The organism is Proteiniphilum sp. UBA1028 (assembly GCF_002316955.1).
GTDB lineage: Bacteria > Bacteroidota > Bacteroidia > Bacteroidales > Dysgonomonadaceae > Proteiniphilum.
The window spans coordinates 80,729-83,555 of the sequence record NZ_DCEN01000034.1; the positions used below are offsets into that span (position 1 = coordinate 80,729).

Sequence of the window (2,827 nt, forward strand, 5' to 3'; positions counted from 1 at the left end):
CCCGGAGTCTTTAACTATAATAAATGTATAATAATGGCTCATTCGGTAAAAGGATAACACAATATAGTTTTGGGAACTATGTATGTCTTTAATCAAATAATCAATATTTTCAGATTTTATCAGGCCCTCAATAAATGAGAGTTGTGATTTTGTATCATAGGATTTAGGAAAAGAACGGGATCGTAATTCGGGACTTAATCCTCCTATCTCTATCTTATACTGTTCTTGTATCTCGTTGCCACTATAGGAATACACAAGGTTCGACATTTCTGGTAGAAACAGAGAGTCCGAATGAAGATAAGCTAATCTAGGATAGCCTTTTCTCGGAAAATCTTCTATTATTATGGAATTTGTATTTTTCTCATATATTTTCAATCTGTTTTTTTCGTCGGATGTCCAAAACATTATATGGTTATCATTTATAAATTGAAAAATATTGTAGGCACTTTCTTTAAGTTTTGGTAAACTTTCAGTGTACTGAAAATCTCCTTGAAGGTTGTAATATAATAGATTGCTTTTTATTGCATCGAGAATACAAATATGATTTGTGTACTTATTTATTTGAAAATCTGATATATTTAAATATTCATCAGGTCCCTGCCCTTTGTTATCAATCCTATTGAGATAGTCACCTCTATTGTTGAAGATGAAGATATTATTTTGAGATAAATCAAATATATATAGCAAACCTCGATAAAACTCTATTTTAGTGATATCTCTAATAATGGATAAATCTGTTGTTTCGAGAGGAATTGGTTCTATTGTATTTATGATGTCGCTCATAAATGCAGAATTATTATTCTGTATTTCTATTTCATAAGTTTTGAGTAGATGATTGTTTTTCTTATTGCAAGAAACAAATAAAAAAAACATTATTGATAGAAAAAGAGTAATTGTTTTATATTTCATCAGATTAAATATTTTTTAAATAGTAGGTTTCTGAAACAGATAAAAAAGAAGGAGATAAAATGTATTGTGATTTAAACAATATCTCCTCCTTAATAATCAATTATATGGGATATGTTCCCGGCATACAGTTATCTTGCATCCGTCCAGAAAAATACGGACAAGTTACCCTGTACCTATTAAAAGGCAAGGGTTCAAAGTCTGGAACCCAGCAAGGACCTTGACCACTCCCGCTACATGTTATGACAACCGGGGGCAGCACTCCACCATCATGTTCTCCTTCTTCTTGAGCCAAAGCTTCAATGTTGCCCAGAGCCAAATTGCTCAAACGTATATCATTACTCAAACTCCTGTTAATTCCAAATCCAGCAACTGCGACCAATACAATCGCAAAAATACCGCTTAAAATTGTTTTGAATGTTTTAAAAAAAGATGAAATATCCATATATATCCTTTCAATAGCAAACCTCGAAGGTTTAAATGTAATTATTTTTAAACTTTTTCACAACACACCTCCTTTCTGTTTTTTTTGAGTTCTGTTCAGTATTCAATTGTCTTTAACACCGTTACCGGCGATTCGTGTGCCAGGTTGATGTTGCCGTTGGTGATGATCCTGTCTCCCTCCTTCAGCGTTTCGCTCGTGATGGTGTATTCCGTGGCGTTCTCCAAGCCGGTTTGCACGTAGTTCCAAACGGCTTTGCCGTCCACCACGGTAAAAACCACCTGTTTTCCGGTTCGAAGCACCACGGCGGTTTTGGGAACGACCCACTGCTTACCCAGTGAGCGGAAGATGCTGACCCGTACGTTCATTCCTTCCACCATCCGCTCATGGTGCCCCACCGATGCTTTCACCTGTACCATTCCGTTCTTGTCTACCCAGGGGTTGATTTCCGACACCCGTCCATCCACCGTCACCCCGGGCATGGAAAATGGTGTCACCCTCACCTTATCGCCTTTTCGTATCATTGCCAGTTCGTTTTCCAGCACCGGGAAAGATACTTCCAGGCTGCGCGTGTCGATGATGTGGCAGAAAATCTCGGAAGGGGAGGAGAGTGTATTGGGTTTGGCAAACAGATTGGCAACCACTCCGCCGATGGGGGCGGTGAGGGTTGCTTTTTCCAGGTTGTAGCGTGCCATGTCGTATTGTGTTTGTGCCGTGTTGGCTCCACTTTTCACTTTTGCCAGTTCAACCACCTCATCCGGTATGGCCTCTTGGTTATCGAGGCGGTATCCCTGGCCGATCAGCACGTCCTGGTATTCCAGTTTGCTTCTTTCGAGGGCATCTTTCGCCTGGTTCAGGGCATTGTTGAGCGAATAGGTGTTGAGCGTGGCAATGCGCTGCCCCTTGTTCACCCTTGAACCATTCCTGACAAAGATTTCGGAGATCACTTCCGATGTCAAAAATTTGAGTTCCGCCACATTTCCGGCCGATACTCTGCCGTTGCTCACCAGTTCGTGGTCAAAATCTCTGGCCGTAAGTTTCATGGTTGTCACTTCGGCCGGCCTGTCGGGAGGAAGTTGCTGGAGGCGTTCTTCCTTCGTCACCTTATTGCTTTCCGTACAGGCGCAAAAGATGGCAAGTACGAGTGTGAGAACAAAAGTGTAGTTGTGTTTCATTGATTCAGAATAAATATCTACGAATGTCTGACAAAATAATAATTTTCGATCTATTTTTTTCTTGTTCAGCGGTCGTTTATGCAAATGAAGCAAAAAAGAATTGAATTATGAATTTCCTATTAAGATTTTACCTGAATTCAAAGAGTAAATACCACAATTCCTGTGCCATCTCGGAAATATTCTTGCAATCTACACTGATTTTGACCGCATTCACTTTGAACATCTTTTCAAAATGTGTTTTTTGTTTCTTCATATTAAACAATAATAAGCATTTATTCTTGTCTCTGTTTACTGACCAAGTTAG

At 39.3% G+C, this 2,827-nt stretch carries 3 protein-coding genes; all 3 read right to left on the reverse strand.

Features of this window, described 5'->3' with window-relative positions:
• On the reverse strand, nt 1–909 hold a 909-nt coding region (locus B3Z75_RS05370), incomplete at its 3' end, for a 6-bladed beta-propeller (protein WP_294068425.1).
• 100 nt (nt 910–1,009) lie between these two features.
• Nucleotides 1,010–1,351 (reverse strand): NVEALA domain-containing protein, encoded by a 342-nt coding sequence (locus B3Z75_RS05375; RefSeq protein ID WP_294068427.1) that lies wholly within the window; start codon nt 1,349–1,351, stop codon nt 1,010–1,012.
• Nucleotides 1,352–1,446: 95 nt separating this feature from the next.
• On the reverse strand, nt 1,447–2,523 hold the full coding sequence (locus B3Z75_RS05380; RefSeq protein ID WP_294068429.1) for an efflux RND transporter periplasmic adaptor subunit: 1,077 nt from the start codon (nt 2,521–2,523) through the stop codon (nt 1,447–1,449).
• Nucleotides 2,524–2,827 lie beyond the last annotated feature (304 nt).

Bases quoted from the DNA above. Each gene is read 5' to 3' on its own strand.
- B3Z75_RS05380 (WP_294068429.1), bottom strand. From the start codon at position 2,523: ATGAAACACAACTACACTTTTGTTCTCACACTCGTACTTGCCATCTTT.
- B3Z75_RS05375 (WP_294068427.1), bottom strand. From the start codon at position 1,351: ATGGATATTTCATCTTTTTTTAAAACATTCAAAACAATTTTAAGCGGT.